16 protein-coding genes and 1 pseudogene are annotated in these 14,456 nt (G+C 73.3%); 8 read left to right on the top strand and 9 right to left on the bottom strand.

Annotation, left to right across the window (positions count from 1 at the left end):
- Nucleotides 1-227: 227 nt before the first annotated feature.
- The 5 genes and pseudogenes from ACLJPL_RS26585 to ACLJPL_RS26565 all read right to left on the bottom strand — a co-directional run.
- A pseudogene (locus tag ACLJPL_RS26585) lies at nucleotides 228-1,268 on the bottom strand (tetratricopeptide repeat protein); the annotation flags it as partial.
- Nucleotides 1,269-1,507: 239 nt separating this feature from the next.
- Nucleotides 1,508-1,873 carry a VOC family protein gene (locus ACLJPL_RS26580; protein ID WP_411083464.1) on the bottom strand — a complete coding sequence of 122 codons (366 nt, stop codon included), beginning with the start codon at nucleotides 1,871-1,873 and terminating at the stop codon, nucleotides 1,508-1,510.
- 267 nt (nucleotides 1,874-2,140) lie between these two features.
- Nucleotides 2,141-2,755: a TetR/AcrR family transcriptional regulator gene (locus ACLJPL_RS26575; protein WP_411083463.1), complete on the bottom strand. Its 615-nt coding sequence runs from the start codon at nucleotides 2,753-2,755 to the stop codon at nucleotides 2,141-2,143.
- Between the two features lie 161 nt (nucleotides 2,756-2,916).
- The gene (locus ACLJPL_RS26570; RefSeq protein WP_411083462.1) at nucleotides 2,917-3,597 is read right to left on the bottom strand and encodes a DUF4166 domain-containing protein; all 681 of its coding nucleotides are present in this window, start codon (nucleotides 3,595-3,597) and stop codon (nucleotides 2,917-2,919) included.
- Entirely contained in the window at nucleotides 3,594-4,289 is a 696-nt protein-coding gene (locus ACLJPL_RS26565; RefSeq protein ID WP_411083461.1) for a hypothetical protein, read from the bottom strand. Before ACLJPL_RS26565 ends, ACLJPL_RS26570 begins: the two co-directional genes overlap by 4 nt.
- A 146-nt stretch (nucleotides 4,290-4,435) precedes the next feature.
- Here ACLJPL_RS26565 and ACLJPL_RS26560 point away from each other — a divergent pair, with 146 nt between their 5' ends.
- The 3 genes from ACLJPL_RS26560 to ACLJPL_RS26550 are packed head-to-tail and all read left to right on the top strand — an operon-like array spanning nucleotide 4,436 to nucleotide 6,772.
- Nucleotides 4,436-5,113 (top strand): ABC transporter permease, encoded by a 678-nt coding sequence (locus ACLJPL_RS26560; protein WP_411083460.1) that lies wholly within the window; start codon nucleotides 4,436-4,438, stop codon nucleotides 5,111-5,113.
- A gap of 25 nt (nucleotides 5,114-5,138) precedes the next feature.
- Nucleotides 5,139-5,810 (top strand): ABC transporter permease, encoded by a 672-nt coding sequence (locus ACLJPL_RS26555; protein WP_411083459.1) that lies wholly within the window; start codon nucleotides 5,139-5,141, stop codon nucleotides 5,808-5,810.
- Nucleotides 5,807-6,772 (top strand): ABC transporter substrate-binding protein, encoded by a 966-nt coding sequence (locus ACLJPL_RS26550; RefSeq protein ID WP_411083458.1) that lies wholly within the window; start codon nucleotides 5,807-5,809, stop codon nucleotides 6,770-6,772. The genes ACLJPL_RS26555 and ACLJPL_RS26550 overlap by 4 nt, the downstream gene beginning before the upstream one ends.
- Nucleotides 6,773-6,779: 7 nt before the next feature.
- Here ACLJPL_RS26550 and ACLJPL_RS26545 read toward each other — a convergent pair whose 3' ends face one another.
- Nucleotides 6,780-7,676: a nitroreductase/quinone reductase family protein gene (locus tag ACLJPL_RS26545; protein WP_411083457.1), complete on the bottom strand. Its 897-nt coding sequence runs from the start codon at nucleotides 7,674-7,676 to the stop codon at nucleotides 6,780-6,782.
- A gap of 333 nt (nucleotides 7,677-8,009) precedes the next feature.
- Between ACLJPL_RS26545 and ACLJPL_RS26540 the strand changes: the two genes are divergently transcribed.
- Together ACLJPL_RS26540 and ACLJPL_RS26535 are read left to right on the top strand one after the other, a co-directional pair.
- The gene (locus tag ACLJPL_RS26540; protein WP_411083456.1) at nucleotides 8,010-8,312 is read left to right on the top strand and encodes a DUF2087 domain-containing protein; all 303 of its coding nucleotides are present in this window, start codon (nucleotides 8,010-8,012) and stop codon (nucleotides 8,310-8,312) included.
- A gap of 60 nt (nucleotides 8,313-8,372) precedes the next feature.
- On the top strand, nucleotides 8,373-8,576 hold the full coding sequence (locus ACLJPL_RS26535; RefSeq protein ID WP_411083455.1) for a hypothetical protein: 204 nt from the start codon (nucleotides 8,373-8,375) through the stop codon (nucleotides 8,574-8,576).
- Between the two features lie 49 nt (nucleotides 8,577-8,625).
- Here the strand turns inward: ACLJPL_RS26535 and ACLJPL_RS26530 are convergent, their stop codons facing one another.
- Together ACLJPL_RS26530 and ACLJPL_RS26525 are read right to left on the bottom strand one after the other, a co-directional pair.
- On the bottom strand, nucleotides 8,626-9,450 hold the full coding sequence (locus ACLJPL_RS26530; RefSeq protein ID WP_411083454.1) for an aldo/keto reductase: 825 nt from the start codon (nucleotides 9,448-9,450) through the stop codon (nucleotides 8,626-8,628).
- Nucleotides 9,451-9,588: 138 nt separating this feature from the next.
- A complete protein-coding gene (locus tag ACLJPL_RS26525) occupies nucleotides 9,589-10,752 on the bottom strand; it encodes a betaine/proline/choline family ABC transporter ATP-binding protein (RefSeq protein ID WP_411083453.1) in 1,164 nt (387 codons plus the stop codon).
- A 144-nt stretch (nucleotides 10,753-10,896) separates the two neighbouring features.
- Between ACLJPL_RS26525 and ACLJPL_RS26520 the strand changes: the two genes are divergently transcribed.
- Entirely contained in the window at nucleotides 10,897-12,192 is a 1,296-nt protein-coding gene (locus ACLJPL_RS26520; RefSeq protein ID WP_411083452.1) for an alpha/beta fold hydrolase, read from the top strand.
- 53 nt (nucleotides 12,193-12,245) lie between these two features.
- Here the strand turns inward: ACLJPL_RS26520 and ACLJPL_RS26515 are convergent, their stop codons facing one another.
- Complete coding sequence (locus tag ACLJPL_RS26515; protein ID WP_411083451.1) at nucleotides 12,246-12,818, bottom strand: rhodanese-like domain-containing protein; 573 nt, start codon at nucleotides 12,816-12,818, stop codon at nucleotides 12,246-12,248.
- Nucleotides 12,819-12,970: 152 nt separating this feature from the next.
- Here ACLJPL_RS26515 and ACLJPL_RS26510 point away from each other — a divergent pair, with 152 nt between their 5' ends.
- Nucleotides 12,971-13,705 (top strand): PIG-L deacetylase family protein, encoded by a 735-nt coding sequence (locus ACLJPL_RS26510; RefSeq protein ID WP_411083450.1) that lies wholly within the window; start codon nucleotides 12,971-12,973, stop codon nucleotides 13,703-13,705.
- Between the two features lie 60 nt (nucleotides 13,706-13,765).
- The gene (locus ACLJPL_RS26505; protein WP_411083449.1) at nucleotides 13,766-14,365 is read left to right on the top strand and encodes a helix-turn-helix domain-containing protein; all 600 of its coding nucleotides are present in this window, start codon (nucleotides 13,766-13,768) and stop codon (nucleotides 14,363-14,365) included.
- Nucleotides 14,366-14,456: the final 91 nt, after the last annotated feature.

The following is a 14,456-nucleotide window of genomic DNA, read 5'->3' as shown; positions in this document are numbered from 1 at the left end:
TTGAGGCCGGTGGTCTCCTTGCGCTCCGGGACCGGTTTCTCGTTGAGGCCGGTGGTCTCCTTGCGCTCCGGGACCGGTTTCTCGTTGAGGCCGGTGGTCTCCTTGCGCTCCGGGACCGGTTTCTCGTCGAGTCCGGTGGTCTCCTTGCGCTCCGGGACCGGTTCCGCGTCGAGACCCGTGGCCCCCTCGTGCTCCGGGACCGGCTCCACGCCGGGACCCGTGGTCTCCTCGCGCTCCGCCGCCGGTTCCACGCCGAGTTCGGCGTACGCCTTCTCCACCATCTCCCGGGCGTTGAGCAGCCCGATCCGGCTCAGCCTGCCGCGCAGTTCGTCCAGCTCCGCCGCCGTGGCGGCGCGGTCCCGGCCGAGCCGGGCGCGCGCCTTGACCAGGCCGAGGGCGGCCAGCGCCTCGCCCCGTGGTTCGGTCATCGCGCGGAACTCCCCGAGCGCCTGCTCGTAGACCGCGCGGGCCTCCTCGTACCGCCCGGCGCGGAAGAGCACGTTGGCCCGCATCTTGTGGTTGTACGCGAGCGCGCTGGAGAGCTTCATCTCCCGGCAGGTGACCTCGGCCTCGGTGAGCAGGCCGAGCGCCCGCTCCGTGGCCCCGTCCCGCAGGGAAACGATGTCAGCGATGCCGCGCAGGGCCCAGGCCCGCCCCCGCCGGTCGTCGGCGTCGCCCGCGAGGACGGCCGCCTCCTCGAACATCTCCAGGGCCGAGTCGAGCTGCCCGGTGTTGCGGTGGATCTGCGCGATGCCCTCCAGCGCCCATACCGTGTGCCGCGCCTCGCCCCGGGCGCGGGCCTCGGCGAGCAGTCGCTCGTGCAGGGCGGCGACCGTCCCGTAGTCGCCCTGGATGCGCCCGGTCTCGGCGAGCCCGGCCAGCGAGTAGCCGCGCGCGACCACGTCGTCACCCCGCTTGCCGAGTTCGGCCGCGAGTCCCAGCAGCCGGAACGCGAGGCGCAGCGAACCCCGCTGACGCGCCAGCGTCCCCCCGCTCCACAGCGCCCAGGCCATCGCGCCCGTGGCCCCGGCCGCACGCGCGGCCCGGTAGCTCGCCTTCCAGGCCCGGTCCGCCTCCTCGACCTGCCCCAGCCGGCGGTGCGCCTCGGCCACGGCGAGCCCGGTCCGCGCCACCTCCTCCCGCGATCCGGAGAGCTCGGCCTGTTTCAGGTGCCGGATGCCTTCGGCCAGTACGTCGGTGAGGGAGGCGTTCACCGACATCTTCGTGAGCGCGCCCTGGTACTCGGGCGCCAGTGCCTTGGTCTGCATGGGTGCCTTCCGCGCGGTGCCGGGCGCATTGCCGGGCCCACTATGCGCCGCATGTATACACGGGGTGCATAGTGGGTCGGTTCTCTGGGCCCGGTACAGGTGGGGGCGGACGCCGCTCGTTCCGTGGGCGGCGAACCGTTCTGTCAGTGATCAAGACGGCACCGGGGCGCGCAGGGTTGCTCGCATCGCGCAGGACGTTCCCCGGATTGCCCGGGAGCGTGACGGGAAAGCCTCGGCCGTCAGTTGACGCGCGGCGGTTCGTGCAGGCCGAAGGGCGAACCCTGGTCGTCGCGGCACAGCCGGAACCGCCCGAACCGGGCGTCCGACTCCGCGTCCTCGCCGAGGTCGGAGTCGTCCACGGCGCCGCCCAGTTCGCGGACCTGCGCCACTGCGGCGGCCAGGTCGTCGACCCGGAAGAAGAGGTAGGGCCCGGCCCCCGGGTCGCCGCCGTGGACGCCGCCCTGCCCGCTGGGCGTCCCGATCGCGTAGCCGCCCTCGCCGGAGGGGCCCGGTTCGAAGTTCCAGCCGAACAGCGTGCCGTAGAACGTGCGGGCCTTCTCGGGGTCGTCCACCCCGAGCTCGAAGAAGGAGATCTCACCGGCCATCGTGGGCACCTGCCATCTCTACGGGGGACCGCACGCACCTCGCGGGGACGTGCGCGCACGCTCTCTCCACCGTACGGCGACGCATCAGCCCCCGCAGACCCTCAGGGCCGGTCCGTCGCCCTCGGGCCCGGACCTGCCCTCCTCAGGCCGGCCCTCCCACCTCGGCCCGGCCCCCCACCTCTGGCCCGCCCCCCCCCACCTCGGGCCCGGCCCGTAGCCCTCGGGACCGACCCGCCGGCCGCAGGCCGCCGGGTCAGCCCGTCGCTCTCAGGTTCGGTCCGTCCGGCGCAGCCGGTGGCGTACCGCGCGTCGTGCCACCGGGCCCAGCTCGTCCAGGACGGCCGCCAGCTCGGCGAGCCGCTCCAGGGCGTCGAAGGCCCGCACCGCGCTCTCCGGGTCGACCCCCTCGTACAGCTCCAGCCCGACGAACGACCCCGCCACCGCGCGTGCGAGCCCCACCGGGTCGGTGAACTCCCCGAGCGGGGAGCCCGACAGGACGCGGACCAGGACCTTCTCAATCTCGGCGATCCACAGGTCGAGCCCGGCCGCCGTGGCGGGCGCCAGCCGGGGCTGGGTCTGGGCGCCCGCCAGCAGTTGGGCGAGGAAGGCGACATGGCCGCCCGCCTGCTCCTGCCGGTGCAGCTCGCGCCCGCAGGTCACCAGCTCGGACAGCGTGGTCACGGCCGCCAGGCGGTCGCGGTGGAGGGCGACGCGCTGTTCGGCGCCGTACCGGCAGGCCGCCGCCAGCAGTTCGTCGACCGAGCCGAAGTGGTAGAAGACGAGCGCCTGGTTGACCCCGGCCGCCGCCGCCACCGAGCGGGCCGAGGTCTTGGCGATGCCGTGCTCGGAGAGCGTGCGCAGCGCGCCCTCCAGCAGCTTCACCCGGGTGTCCGCCCCGGCCGGTCTGCCGCTCCCGCCCGCACTCCCGCTGACGCCTCCGCCTCTGCCTGCGCCGCCGCTCACACCTTCGCCGCTGCCCGCACTCCCGCTGACGCCCCCGCCCGTGCCCCCGCTCACGCCTCCGCCCCCGGCCGTGCCCCCGCTCACGACCGCGCCTCTTCGCGTACGGGGCGGAGCCCGGCGCGCACGCCGTGGCGCAGGGCGTCGACATAGCGGGCGCGGAACGTCCCCTCGTAGCCGAACAGCGGCCCGAAGTGCCGGTTGACCACCCTCACCCGGATGCGGAAGCGGCCCGTGGAGTCGTCGAAGGACTCGCGTACCTCGGCCTCCCCGCCGATCAGGTCCGGGACCCGCAGGTCGAAGGGGCCCTCGCGGAAGCGGTGTTCCCCCGAGCGGATCAGCAGCGAGCCGTCCGGCTCCGCCGTGAGCCGCAGATCGGTGGCCAGGTGCTGGTGGGTGCCGAGGTAGTCGAGGACGCAGGAGCGCTCCGGGCTGTGCACCATCGTGGCGTCGAAGCGGCGGGGCCCGCCCGGCAGGGCGAACGTCCGGACGAAGGTCACGGTCTCGCGGCCGTGGGAGTCGGTGTACGGGATGTTCTCGATGGTGAAGGGAACGTCGCGGCCGGTCCTGGGCACGAGGATGTTGCGCGTGGAGCCGAGCGCGAGGAACGGTTTCACGAAGGCGCGGCCGTGCCAGATCCGGTCCATGGAACCCCGCCCGACGCACGCCTCCCCGCTCTCCAGGCCGACCGAGAAGCGCCGTCGCAGCTCGGGGTGGAGCCGGTCGAAGTCGTCGCCCATCGCGCGGCGGAAGATCGAGGTCACGGGCGCTCCAGTCGGGTGAGGAGGGAAGGAGGTGCGGGGGCCGTCCGGCCGGGCGGTCTGCGCAGGCAGCGCCGGGCGGCCGGGGTCACGGGCAGGGGCGGCAGCAGCAGGGCGGCCAGCGCGACCGGGAGCGCGGCGGCCGGCCCGAAGGGGAGAGCGGCCACCGTCAGCGCCACCCGCACCAGCGTCTCCGCGAGGGCGTACGCCAGGGAGCGGGCCGGGCTGATCCCGCGCTCGCACCACAGCCGCAGCCGGTCGAAGGACCAGGCGGTGGCCCAGCCCATCAGCGGCCGGAACAGCCACCGGTCCGCGGACGCCCCGAAACGGCCCCAGCGGGTCCGGTAGTCGTAACCCGTCAGGAAGCGGATGCCGTCGGGCGTGGGCACGTAACGCCAGTAGCCGCTGCCCTCGGAGAGCAGCGACAGCCGCTGCGGCGAGGCGAAACGCAGGGCCGAGACCCGCTCGCCGTCCGCCCGCCGGCGTTCGCCCGCGTTGGCGCCGGTTCCCGCCACGGTCACGAAGGGCAGCACCCGGGTCGCGTACCGGAACCTCCGCTCGGCCCCCGGGCCGCCCGGCAGCGGGCTGATCTCGGTGAACCGCAGGTCCCATCGCTGGTGGAGCGCGGGCTCCTGGGTCCGCTCCCACAACAGCTCCGGATCCGCGCGGATCAACGCCTCTATGTACAGCCCCATGCCCGCCCCCGATGGCCGCAGTGCGGTTGAGCGACTGCTCAACCTCTGGTCCGGGACGCTATCAGGTGGTTGAGCAGTCGCTCAACCGCCCCCCGGACGGGCGAACAGGAGGGGCGGCGGTCCCCCGGCCGCGCTGGAATGGGCGGGTGACGGCACCCCCGGACGACTGCCTCGCGCGCAACGAGTGGATCTGCGGCGCCTACCTCTCCAGTCGCCGGGAGATCCTCTGGGACGCCGTCCTCCAGCACCTCCAGCTGACCCTGCTCGCGGTGCTCATCGGGCTCGCTCTCGCCCTCCCGCTGGCCCTCGCCGCCCGCCGCCGGCGCTGGGCCGCCGGTCCGGTTCTCGGGCTGACGACGATCCTCTACACCATCCCGTCCCTGGCGATGTTCTCGCTGCTGCTGCCGCTGTACGGACTCTCCGCCGCGCTCGTGGTCGCGGGGCTCGTCCTCTACTCGCTGACCCTGCTCGTCCGCAACATCCTGGCCGGGCTCCGCGCCGTCCCCGAGGAGACCCGGCAGGCCGCGCGCGGCATGGGGTACGGGCCGCTGCGGCTGCTGTTGGCCGTGGAACTCCCGCTCGCCCTGCCCGCCGCCATGGCCGGACTGCGCATCGCCACCGTCTCCGCGGTCTCCCTCGTCACCGTGGGGGCGATCGTCGGCTACGGCGGACTCGGCAACCTCATCTACTCCGGCATGAACACCTACTTCAAGGCCCAGGTGCTGACCGCCTCCGTGCTCTGCGTCGTCATCGCCGTCGCCGCCGACCTGCTCCTCCTGGGCGCACAGCGGCTGCTGACCCCCTGGACGCGGAGCCGGGCATGAAACCGCCGCGGAGGAGGAGACGGCCGTGAACACGCTCTTGGACACCTGGTCCTGGCTCACCACCGCCGCCCACTGGTCCGGCCCGGACGGGATCTGGAACCGGCTCGGCGAACACCTCTTCCTCACCGTCGTCTGCCTGCTCATCAGCTGCCTCATCGCGCTGCCCGTCGCCCTGGTCCTCGGCCATCTCGGCAAGGGCGGCGCGCTCGCCGTCAACATCTCCAACATCGGCCGGGCGGTGCCCACCTTCGCCGTGCTCGTCCTGCTGCTGCTCACCCCCGTGGGCACGTACGGGCAGTGGTCGACGATCATCGCGCTGGTCCTGTTCGCCGTGCCGCCGCTGCTCACCAACGCCTACGTCGGGATGCGCGAGGTGGACCGGGACGTCGTGCGGGCCGCCCGGGGGATGGGCATGACCGGCCGGCAGATGCTGTGGAACGTGGAACTGCCGCTGGCCCTCCCGCTGATCCTCACGGGCATCCGGATCGCCGCCGTGCAACTGGTCGCCACCGCCACCCTCGCCGCCCTGGCCGGCGGCGGGGGACTGGGCCGGATCATCACCGCCGGGTTCAACCTCGCCTCCACCTCGCAGGTGGTGGCCGGGGCCGTCCTGGTGGCGGTCTTCGCCCTCCTCGTCGAGAGCCTCTTCGAGGCGGGTCAGCGGATGGTGCCCGGCCGGGGGAGGGAGGCCGCATGACCCCTCTGCTCCGCGCCCGGACCCGCCGGGCCCTCGCCACGCTTCTTCTGCTCGCCGCCACCGCCTGCACGGCGGGCCCCAGTCTGGAGAACCAGGGCGAGGTGACGGCCCCGCCCGGCGACAGCAAGGAACTCACCATCGGATCGGCCGGGTTCACCGAGAGCGACCTCCTGGCCCAGATGTACGCGCTGCTCCTGGAGCGAGCCGGATACTCCGCCGACATCATCTCCGTGACCAACCGGGAGATCTACGAACCCGCCCTGGAGAAAGGCCAGATCGACGTCGTGCCGGAGTACGCGGCGACCTTCGCCGACTGGCTCAACGCCAAGGCCGAAGGGGCCGACGCGGACCCTGTCGGATCCCCCGACCTCGCCGCCACCATGAAGGCGCTGCGCGCACTGGCCGCCCCGCGCGGGCTCACCGTGCTCGACCCCGGCCGGGCCGTCGACCAGAACGCCTTCGCGGTCACCGCCGCCTACGCGAGGAAGCACGACCTGAAGACCCTCAGCGACCTCGGCGCGGCGAAGCTCCCCGTACGGCTGGCGGCGGGCGACGAATGCGTACAACGGCCCTACTGCGCGCCCGGCCTGAAGAAGACGTACGGCATCGACGTCGTCGCCGTCGACCCCAAGGGCGTCGGCACCACCCAGGCGAAGCAGGCCGTCCAGAACGGGCAGGACCAGATGGTGCTGACCACCACGACCGACGCCACTCTCGACCAGTTCGGCCTGGTCCTGCTGGAGGACGACAAGAAGCTCCAGAACGCCGACTACGTGGTCCCCGTGGTCAACCGCGCCCGGGCCGGCGGCGACGGGGTGCGTGACGCCCTCGGCCGGCTCAACACCGTCCTGACCACCGCCGACCTGGCGTCGATGAACGAACAGGTCGACAGCTGGCGCAGGCTCCCCGAGGACGTCGCGCGCACCTACCTGGAATCGAAGAAGCTCATCCCCGAGAACTGAGTGGCCGTCAGGAGACCGGCGGCCAGGGAACGTCCGCCAGCAGGGGCAGGATCTCCGTCTCCTCGTAATCGAGATGCGCCGTCAACTGCTCGGTCATCCGGGTCAGTTCGGCGCGGAAGCGGTCCGGCTCCGCGATGGCGGCGTCGGCCAGCAGCTCCGCCAGCGCCGACTGCACGGCCGCGATGGACCGGTGCTCGTCGCGGAGCCGGTCGAAGACATGGCGGAGGTGGGGGTGGTACCCCTCCATCGCCGGGAACACATGCCCGTCCTCGCCCGTGTGGTGGAACTCCAGCGCCTGACAGAACGCCAGGCAGCGCTGGCGGATCTGGAGGCCGAGACCGGGAGGGGGCGGGGCCCCGGCTCCCTGGTGGGCGGCCCGGGCGGCGAAGTGCGCCTCCGTCTCGGTGTGCACCTGGGCCAGTTGGCCGCGCAGCCAGACGTGCACCTCGGTGAGCTTGCCGGCCAGTGAGGTGACCTCGGGGGCCGGTGTGCGCGGGGCGGGGAGCGGCAGGACCACGACGGGCAGCACCCGTTCGGTCGCCGCCCGGTAATCGGCGTATCCGGGGGATTCGGCCACCACCCGGGCGAACAGCTCCTCGCGCCGGGGTCCCTCGGCGGGCACGGCGATGGTGTCGAACTTCTCAGTGCCCAGCTCCACTTGAACCGCCGGGCGGGCGAGGATGTTGTGGTACCAGTCGGGGTGGTGCGGCGCGCCCAGGTTGGAGCCGACGACCAACAGCCGCTCGCCGTCGCGGACATGGCCGAGCGGGGTGGTGTGCGGCTGCCCGGTGCGGGCTCCGGTGGTGGTCAGCAGGAGGAGGTCGGAGCCGGCGAAGGGGCCGCCGACCTTCCCGGCGTTGGCGCGGAATTCGTCGATCACGGACTGCTGGAAGGCAGAGGGCATGGGTGTTCTGGGTCTCCCCGAAGAGGGGCGGGCGCAGCAGGGCCCGCAGAGAAAGGGCGCGGGACACGGCGCGGCACGAGGTGCGGCCAGGGCGGCGGCACACACGGTCGCGGAGGTGTCAGAGGCAGTGGGCGGTGAGTGGACTCATCACGTCGTCCCTGGAAGAAGGTGCCGGCCCGACTGCCGGCCGGCCCGGATCTCTTTGGCCGACGTCACGCTGCACGCGCCCATTAGACCGAGGGCTGCTGCCCCTGTCAACGCCGAGCGTTCCGCCCCGCCGGCCCCCGGGAAAACGCGTTGCCCGTCCACCGGCGGCCTGCGAGGCTCCTCGCCATGCCCGCAACAGAGACGCTTGAGCCGCAGCCGCAGCCGCAGACCCCTCGCACCCAACAGGTCGCCACCCTCTTCACGCACGGCCGCCTGGTCGCCATCCCGCGCAAGCGGGCTCGCCTGGAGCAGTTGCTCGTGCACCTCGCCGAGACGCTGTTCGAGCGCGACCGCTCGTACACCGAACGGGAGGTGAACGAGGCGCTGCTCACCGTCCACGAGGACTGCTCCGCCCTACGGCGACACCTGGTCGTCGCCGGTCTGCTGGTCCGCCCTCGGGACGGCAGCAGCTACCGGCGCGGAAGGTGACCGGCCGCCCTCTCCGTACGGCCTGCCGCCCCCTCCTCATGGGATGACATGCTTGTCCTCATGGGGATGGGTTACAGCGCGTGCTCGCGCTGCGAGAAACGGCGTCGGCTGCGGCACGGTCTGTGCCGGAAGTGCCGGGCGAAGGAGTACGGCCCCGATGCGGCCGATGCCGGTGCGGACGTGGCGGAGGCCATGGTGGAGGCCGGGGCGTTCAGGGCGCTGGGCCGGATGCTCAGCGCGTTCGCCCGGGCGCTGGCCGACTGACCCGGCCCCCGCCGTCGCCCCGCCCCCGTCACGGTCCTTCGCGCGGGCCTCAGTTGAGGGTGTCGGGGTCCGGTCCCGTGCGCATGCCCCGGTCCAGTCCGGCGATCGCCTCCATGTCCGCGGCCGACAGCTCGAAGTCGAAGACGTCGATGTTCTGCCGGATGCGCTCGGGCGTGACCGACTTGGGGATCACGATGTTGCCGAGCTGGAGGTGCCAGCGCAGCACCACCTGGGCGGCGGACTTGCCGTGCCGCTCGGCGATGGAGACCAGTACGTCGTCCTTGAGCAGGGCCCCCTGGGCCAGCGGGCTCCAGGCTTCGGTGGCGATGGAGTGCTCGGCGTGGAAGGCGCGCAGTTCGGCCTGCTGGAGGCCGGGGTGCAGCTCGACCTGGTTGACGGCGGGGACCAGGGAACCGGTCTCCAGCAGCCGCCGCAGATGGGCGGGCTGGAAGTTGGAGACGCCGGCGGCCCGGATCCGGCCGTCCGCCACCAGCTTCTCCAGGGCCCGCCAGGTCTCCGGGTAGAGGTCGTGGGCGGGCGTCGGCCAGTGGATCAGGTAGAGGTCCGCATAGTCGAGGCCGAGCTTGGCGAGGCTCGTGTCGAAGGCGGCGAGGGTCGCGTCGTACCCCTGGTCGGAGTTCCACAGCTTCGTGGTGACGAACAGTTCCCCGCGGGGGATCCCGGAGTCGGCCAGTGCCCGGCCCACGCCGGCCTCGTTGCCGTAGACCGCCGCCGTGTCGATGGACCGGTAGCCCGCTTCGAGGGCGCTGGTGACGGCGGCCGCGGTCTCGTCGTCGGGGACCTGGAAGACGCCGAAGCCGAGCTGGGGGATGGTCACCCCGTTGTTGAGGGTGACGGTGGGGACGGTGGACATGTGGGGGCCTTCCGGTAGTGCAGCGGACTCCGTACGCCGGATTGCTGGCGTACGAGGTTTACTGGCGTCGACAATAGTTGCGCACGCGGGTTATGTGCAAACGCGGATAACGGGAGGGCTGAGGGGAGGCCGGGCTCCCTACGCGTCCGCGACGGAGTCGAACTCCACCTCCTCGCGCCCCACCCCCTGCGCGTCGGCGTCCACAGACCGGCGCAGCGCCTCGTGCAGCTTCGCCGGGGTCAGGACGCCGAGGAACCGCGCCCCGTCCAGCACCGCCACCCACCCCGCGTCGTGCTGGAGCATCTCGCTGAACGCCTGCTTCAACGGCGCGCCGACCGGCACCCACGCCTCCATCCGGCGCGCCAGCCCGCTCACGCTCTCACCCTCCCCGGCCAGCCGCAGGGCATCCGCCGCCACCCAGCCGTGCAGCTCGCCCGTGGCGTTCAGCACCACCGCCCAGCGGGCCCCCGCCGCCTCCAGCCGGTCCGCCGCCGCCGGGGCCGGCTCGTCCAGCCGGGCCACCGGCGGCTCCTGGAGGTCCTCCGGCCGGATCGCGGTCACCGAAAGCCGCTTCAGGCCCCGGTCCGAGCCGACGAACCGGGCCACGTACGGGGTCGCCGGGGCGCCGAGCACGGCGGCCGGGGTGTCCAGCTGCTCGATGCGCCCCTCCCCGTACACCGCGATCCGGTCCCCCATCCGCACCGCCTCCTCGATGTCGTGCGTGACCATCAGGACCGTCTTGCGCACCCGCTCCTGGAGGGCCAGGAACTCGTTCTGGAGCCGCTCCCGCACCACCGGGTCCACCGCCCCGAACGGCTCGTCCATCAGCAGCACCGGCGGATCGGCGGCCAGCGCCCGCGCCACCCCCACCCGCTGGCGCTGGCCCCCGGAGAGCTGCGCCGGATAGCGCGAGCCGTACGTCTTCGGGTCCAGGCCCACCAGATCCAGCAGCTCCGCCGCCCGCTCCCGGGCCCGCGCCCGCTTCCAGCCGACCAGCGCGGGGACGGTCGCGGTGTTGTCCAGGACGGTGCGGTGCGGGAAGAGGCCCACCTGCTGGATCACATAGCCGATCCGGCGGCGCAGCCTCACCGGGTCGGTTCCGGCGATGTCCTCGCCGTCCACCAGGATCCGGCCCGACGTCGGCTCGATCAGCCGGTTCACCATCATCATCGTGGTCGTCTTGCCGCAGCCGGACGGGCCGACCAGCGTCATCAGCTCGCCCTCCGCCACCTCGAAGGAGAGCCCGTCGACCGCCTTCGTACCGTCCGGGTAGACCTTGCCGACCTGCTCGAACCGGATCATGTCCGCACAGTAGGAGCGCCCCGGGCGCGGCGCACACGGACCGGGACTGTCCGGGTCACCCGCCACCGTTCCGGCCGCCCGCGGCCATGTGCTGAACTGGCCCCCTCACCGTCATCAGCCCGGACCCACGGATTCAGGAGCCTCGTGAACAGCTACCGCCAGCCCGGCGTCGTCCTCACCGACCGGCGATTCACCGTCCCCCTCGACCACAGCGACCCCGGCGGCGAGCAGATCGAGGTCTACGGGCGCGAGGCGGTCGCCACCGGGCGCACCGGGGACGAGCTGCCCTGGCTGGTCTATCTGGAGGGCGGCCCCGGCTTCGGCGCGCGCCGCTTCGTCGGTACGGAGGCGTGGCTCGGCCGGGCCCTGCGCGAATACCGGGTGCTGCTGCTGGACCAGCGCGGCACGGGCCGGTCCACGCCCGCCACCCGCCAGACCCTCCCGCTGCGCGGCGGCCCCCGCGAACAGGCCGACTACCTCGCGCACTTCCGCTCCGACGCCATCGTCCGGGACTGCGAGCTCATCCGGCCCCAGCTCACCGGCGGCGCGCCCTGGACGGTGCTGGGCCAGTCCTTCGGAGGCTTCTGCGCGGTCCGCTACCTCTCCTCCGCGCCCGAGGGCCTCGCCACGGTCCTCATCACCGGCGGGCTGCCCTCGCTGGACGCCCACGCGGACGACGTCTACCGGGCCGCGTACCCCCGTATCGAGCGCAAGGTCGCCGCGCACTACGCCCGCTACCCGCAGGACGTCGAGCGGGCCCGCGCCATCGCCGCGCACCTGGCCGAGCACCGCCCCGAGAGCGCCGGCCACCGGCTGACGCCCGAACTCTTCCAGTCGCTCGGCCAGTTGCTGGGCGGCGGCAACGGCAGCCACCAGCTCCACTACCTCCTGGAGAACGCCTTCGTCCGCACCCCGCACGGCGTCGAGCTCTCCGACGCCTTCCAGGAGGCCCTGCGCTCCACCACCTCGTTCGCCGGGCACCCGCTCTACGCCCTGATCCACGAGTCGATCTACGGGCAGGGCGAGGAGGCCACCGGCTGGTCCGCCGAGCGCGTGCGCGCCGAGTTCCCGCAGTTCGACGCGGCGAAGGCGCTCGCGGGCGACGGGCCGGTCCTGTTCACCGGCGAGACCATCCACCCCTGGCACTTCGACGTCGACCCGGCGCTGCGCCCGCTGCGCGAGACCGCCGAGCTGCTCGCACGGCGCACCGACTGGCCCGTGCTGTACGACCCCGAGCGGCTCGCCGCCAACGAGGTGCCCGTCGCCGCCGCCGTCTACCACGACGACATGTACGTCGACACCGAGCACTCGCTGCGCACGGCCGCCGCGATCCGGGGACTGCGCGCCTGGGTGACGAACGAGTACGAGCACGACGGGGTGCGGGCCGGCGGGCCGCGCGTCCTGGACCGGCTGCTGGCGATGGTCCGGGACGACGTCTGAGCGACGGCCGCCCGGGGGCCGGTCCCTCGCCGGACCGCCCCCCGGGCCCCGGGTCAGCGCTGGAGGGCCTCCAGCGTGGCGTCCAGGTCCGCGCCGGAGCGGTCGGCCCGGTTGTACGGCAGCTTCGACAGGGCGGAGGCCATGCCGCAGGTGTTGGTCACCGCCGAGAAGACCAGGCCCGAGCCGATTCCGGCGGAGAGCCAGCGGGCGGCCGGGAAGCGGATGCCCGCCACCAGGCCGGCCACCACCAGCGAACCGGCCGCGAACCGCACCTGGCGCTCCATGGGCCAGACGGCCCGCGCTCCCTCGGGGCGGTCCAGGCCGCGGCCGTCGCCCTCCCAGGCCGACGTGCCGCCGGTCAGCGTCGCGGCCTGGATGTCGGCGCCCGCGAGGATCTCGCACGCGCGGGTCGAGCGGACCCCGGAGGCGCACACCACCAGCAGCGAGCCGCGGGCCGACGCCGACTTCAGGGCGGGCAGGGCGTCGGGCAGCTTGTCCAGCGGGATGTTCAGCGCGCCGGGGACGTGGCCCGCCGCGTACTCGCCGGGAGCCCGCACGTCGACGACGGTGAACTCCTCCAGACGGGCTGCGGCCTGGGCGGGGGAGAGGGATGCGGGGCTGGTCACGAGCGGGTTCCTTTCGTCGACCGGGGCTGCGCGCGGGAGGGCAGGGACTCTACACGTGTCTCCAGCACCGCAGAGCGGCCGCGCATTCCGTCCTCGTACCCGCCGATCGCCCGATCACGGCCCCGCTCCGGTGATCGTCGTAGCCTGCGGGTATGACGCAGCAGCCACTGGAACCCATGCCCACGGACTGGCACCGCGCCCTGGCCGTGGTCGCCCACCCCGACGACCTGGAGTACGGCGCGGCGGCCGCCGTGGCCGACTGGACGGACGGCGGCCGTGAGGTCGTCTACCTCCTCGCCAGCCGGGGAGAGGCCGGGATCGACACCCTGCCGCCCGAGGAGTGCGCACCCCTGCGCGAGCGGGAACAACGGGCGAGCGCCGCCGTGGTCGGCGTCCGCACGGTGGAGTTCCTCGACCACCGCGACGGGGTCATCGAGTACGGCACCCGGCTGCGCCGCGACATCGCCGCGGCCATCCGCCGCCACCGCCCGGAGCTGGTGGTCACCCTCAACCACCGGGACACCTGGGGCGGCGTCGCCTGGAACACCCCCGACCACCGGGCGGTCGGCCGGGCCGCCCTGGACGCGGTGGCCGACGCGGGCAACCGGTGGATCTTCCCGGAACTCACCGATCAGGGCCTCCAGCCGTGGGACGGAGTGCGCTGGACCGCCGTGGCGGGCACCGACCGGCCCACCCACGCCGTCGACGCGACGGCGGGCTTCGAGCGCTCCGTCCAGTCGCTGCTGGAGCACCGCACGTACATCGAAGCCCTCACCGAGGACGAACCCGAGACGTACTGCCGGGCCTTCCTGGAGGACATGGTGCGCGCCGAGGCCGCACGGTTCGACGGGCGTCCTGCTGTCACGTTCGAGGTGTTCGCCCACTGACGCCGTCAGCACCGCCGAAGCGGGATTGACAAAACGGCTTGCCGATTCTGCAATGGGCCCATGAAGGAACACGACCGGGACGACCCGGAACTGGACACCGTGCTCAGCGGCGTCGGCCCCCGGCTGCGCCGTCTGCGCAAGGACCGCGGAGTCACCCTCTCCGCGCTCTCCGAAGCCACCGGGATCTCCGTCTCCACGCTCTCCCGGCTGGAGTCCGGCGGCCGCCGCCCCAGCCTGGAGCTGCTGCTCCCGATCGCCCGCGCCCACGAGGTCCCGCTCGACGACCTCGTGGGCGCGCCGCCCGTGGGCGACCCCCGGGTCAGGGCCAGGCCGATCGTGCGGCACGGCCGGACGATGGTGCCGCTGACCGCCCGGCCCGGCGGACTCCAGGCGTACAAGATGGTGCAGGAGGCGGGCGGCGGCGAGGAGCCCGAGCAGCGTACGCACGAGGGGTACGAGTGGCTGTTCGTGCTCTCCGGGAAGCTGCGGCTGCTGCTGGCCGAGCACGATCTCGTGCTGGAGCCGGGCGAGGCCGCCGAGTTCGACACCCGGCTGCCGCACTGGTTCGGGCCCGCGGAGGACAAGCCGGTGGAGTTCCTGAGCCTCTTCGGGCCGCAGGGCGAGCGCATGCATGTGCGGGCGAAGCCGAAGCGGGGCTGAGGGGCCTTCGCGCCGGGCCCGCGACCGAGGCGTCCCCCCTGTTCCCAGATGGGCAAGCGACCGCTTAGTATGCGCCGGAGCAGTGGAAGGC

Origin of the sequence: Streptomyces sp. cmx-18-6 (genome assembly GCF_046548915.1) — a bacterium.
Taxonomy (GTDB): Bacteria; Actinomycetota; Actinomycetes; order Streptomycetales; family Streptomycetaceae; genus Streptomyces.
This window is presented reverse-complemented; position numbering and strand designations above follow the sequence as displayed.